This window comes from Flectobacillus sp. (genome assembly GCF_049240685.1).
GTDB lineage: Bacteria > Bacteroidota > Bacteroidia > Cytophagales > Spirosomataceae > Flectobacillus.
The window spans coordinates 1-3,199 of sequence record NZ_JBMLSD010000374.1 but is presented as its reverse complement, the minus strand read 5'-3'; the positions used below and the strand labels follow the sequence as shown (position 1 = coordinate 3,199).

Here is a 3,199-nt window from a genome sequence, read left to right as displayed (position 1 = left end):
ATAACCAATTTTCCGCAATCGTACAAAATACCTCACAAAGATTTCTGAACGACTCTTGTGAACGTCAATTTCAATACTGTTTTCAATGTATTGTATTTTTTCTTGAAATAGGCTCTTTTAGTCTATTGAATGTATCAGAAAATTTTCCAGAATTTCGATAAAGTAAAAAAACTACCACTTAGGAAGAAACTTTATTGTCTGCTCATTTTAAGTATTTATATAAAAGTTAGTATATTTGTTTTCATATTAACAAAAACTCTACACATGAACGCATTCAACACCTTAATCCATCGTATTTCTTACCCAACAATTCTTGTAATTTTCTTTCTGCCTTTTTTAACCGTCAAGTGTTCAACAGGTCAAAAAATCTTTGAGTTGAATGGATATCAGATGACAAAGGGAGGGAATTATTTAAATAAGATTAGTAATCTTGTTGAGTATGCAGATAGAATCAACCAAGGAAGTCAGCAACACAAAGATTTCGAAACTCAAGAAAAAGAAATCAAAACGCGCGCAGAATTGAGAAATCTATCTAGTATCAATCCCAATCCTGCTTTAATTACTTTTTTGATTTCAACTGTATTCATTTTAATTTTAAGTTATTTGCGACAGTTTCAGCGATTGAAACTATTGCACCTTTTACTATTTACCATAGTACAGTTACTATGCCTAATTTTTTATTTTGCATTTATAGAATACTACAATAGCTCATCCAAATCAAATAAATTACTGAATGGATACGAAATGTTTGTAGAAGTTCAAGCTGGATATGGCTTTTACTTTTGCTTTGCAATTGTATTCGCACTAATGATATTTCAACTAAAACTCTTGAGTGATTACCATGAGGCTAAATTAATCAAACCTGATGTCGGTAACACTGATGAATCTCATCTAAACAATCACATTTAATCCACACTATAATGCAACTAAAATTATTCAACTTGTTCTCAAGAGTATCCTACACACTAGTCATTGTAAGTTTTCTACTACCGTTTTTAGTCGTAAGATGTCAAAATGAAGATGTTTTCACAGCAACAGGTATTGAGGTCATCACAGGTAATGCAAAAATGAATGGAACTAATATTCAGAATAGTGATATATTTCCACAGAAAAATCCTAATACCTCAATCCAAAAATCAGAAAATCAAAATAACAATCGTGAATTAAAGTATTATGGGATTGCGATACTAATATTAGGAATGGCTGGACTTACCCTTAGTTTTCTTAAAATACGTCAAAAAAGAGATATACTAATGATTAACTCTTTTGTTGGCATAATTTTACTTTTTTTAATGTCTCGTTCAATCAATTCTCAATTAAATAACTACTCGAGTGATTTTTTTGCTAGAACTATTGAAATCAAAATGCAGGAAGGTTTTTATATATGCATAGTGGGTTTTATGATCACTTTTGTTGAACCAATCGTGACATTATTTAAAGACGAAGATTATAAAGATTAATCTTGACAGCAAACCAAATATATCAAATTCAGGCAAATAAATTTTTACATCAAAAAATGAAGACATCACCTACACTAACCGTACTTCTTTTTATTTTCTGCACCATATTAGCTGGATGCAAATCAAAAAATGATATAAGAACTAATTTTAAGATTACAACGCTTGAAGTTAAAGAAAAAGTAGATACAACTTTGGGTCAGAGCTTGGAGACCAAGTTGAATAAATATCTCACAGATGGTTTTATTAAATTTCAAGATAATGATACGGTAACTGTGTTTTCTAGCACTGGTAAATTTCTTTTTGGTCAATGGTCACAAGATGACAATACAGATATGGTTGTTTTGGATATCAAAGATTTAGGCACAATTCGTTTCAAAAAAGAGATTCAACTAGATGAAAATGATAATTTAGAGTTTTTGATTTTGAAAGGAAAACATGCCAAGGGTGCAGAAGTAAAGTTACTTTTGAAAAGGGATGATCACTTTGAATATAATTCTTATGACTTATTGAGCTTTGACAGAAATAGATGGAGAATTAAACCTTCAAAAAAAGAAAGTAAAGAACAAATTAAAATTCGAACACTTGCCCAAATTGATTTTATGATTTCGTATTTTGAAATGGTAGTAGGACGTGACCTTCCATACTTCGACAGAAGTATTTTAGTATCTCCTTACGCTTTTTATCAGAATGGTATCGGTATAGAGCCATCAGAGCTTTCAGAATACAGTCAAATCTTTTATGATGATAATGATGCCGCCGAGGCTGTTGAACTTTTGAGGAAAGGAATAAGAAGCGTCAGTAGGTATCCAACCAGCAAGCATTCTTATTCAGAAGGTTATATGAATGTACTAAAAGAGATTCGAAAATACATCGCTTTGTTGTAGTCTACATTTTTAAGTTGTGATGATTCAATATTTTTAAGGATATTGCCTTACTTAAGCTTCCCTTGAAAATTACTTTTTCCAGCGAAGGCCTACGAAAAATCCACTCAAATACGGGTGGATTTTTTTATTCGATAACTCGCCAAACTTTGAATAATACAATTTACCTCCAAATTCAACTATCCGACCTTTTTACCCTTAAAGTTTGAGCAAACCTATCTAACCCTAACCTTGTAGGGTTCATTAAATTTAATATTGTGTAATGCTTTTACTATCAAGTGCTATCAAATTACGCTTCTATATATACGAAAAAACATCGATTACCAACAACGAAATCATTTCAGATTGGTGGAGCATAGAGCACAATTACTCTCAGAAATCAAAAAATGGGATTGAGCCACTCAAAGAAAGCGCCACCCCAAAAATCATAATTCATTTTTTGTAAAGCTTAAAATTACGATTTTGGGTTAGAAGAAAAATAAGTCATTTCTTAAAAAAAGGTAAAATAATCAAAGTCTTATAGACTAATCCATAGAGAAATATCATAGAGTAGTTATGCAAAAGAGATTTTTAAACTATACCTTGGTAAATAACGTATATTGATTTAGGTTAATTAATTTTTAATTCTCTTACAAAGAGCCCTTTTCTTATTTTACGGTAGGACGTAGTAAGTGAAATTTGAGTAAATTGCTGATTTAAACTTTGGCCATTATCAAACAATTGAAAATTTGAAATAATCTCCAAAGCAACAAATCATATAATAATTTAGAAGGAGAATTAATTTCAAAACAATCCTAAAAGTACGACAAGAATAGTACAATATAAAATTGGTAAAGTTACAAACAATACAAAAAGTAC

Annotated in this window: 3 protein-coding genes; all 3 read left to right on the top strand. The window is 30.4% G+C overall.

The features are described 5' to 3' along the window. Positions 1-264: 264 nt before the first annotated feature. Genes ACOVQ4_RS17230 through ACOVQ4_RS17220 form a run of 3 tightly spaced genes read left to right on the top strand, consistent with a single transcriptional unit; the run spans position 265 to position 2,344 of the window. Positions 265-909 (top strand): hypothetical protein, encoded by a 645-nt coding sequence (locus ACOVQ4_RS17230; protein WP_421821859.1) that lies wholly within the window; start codon positions 265-267, stop codon positions 907-909. A gap of 11 nt (positions 910-920) precedes the next feature. Continuing rightward, positions 921-1,460: a hypothetical protein gene (locus tag ACOVQ4_RS17225; protein WP_421821858.1), complete on the top strand. Its 540-nt coding sequence runs from the start codon at positions 921-923 to the stop codon at positions 1,458-1,460. Between the two features lie 2 nt (positions 1,461-1,462). Beyond that, positions 1,463-2,344 carry a hypothetical protein gene (locus tag ACOVQ4_RS17220; protein ID WP_421821857.1) on the top strand — a complete coding sequence of 294 codons (882 nt, stop codon included), beginning with the start codon at positions 1,463-1,465 and terminating at the stop codon, positions 2,342-2,344. The last annotated feature ends 855 nt before the right edge of the window (positions 2,345-3,199 follow it).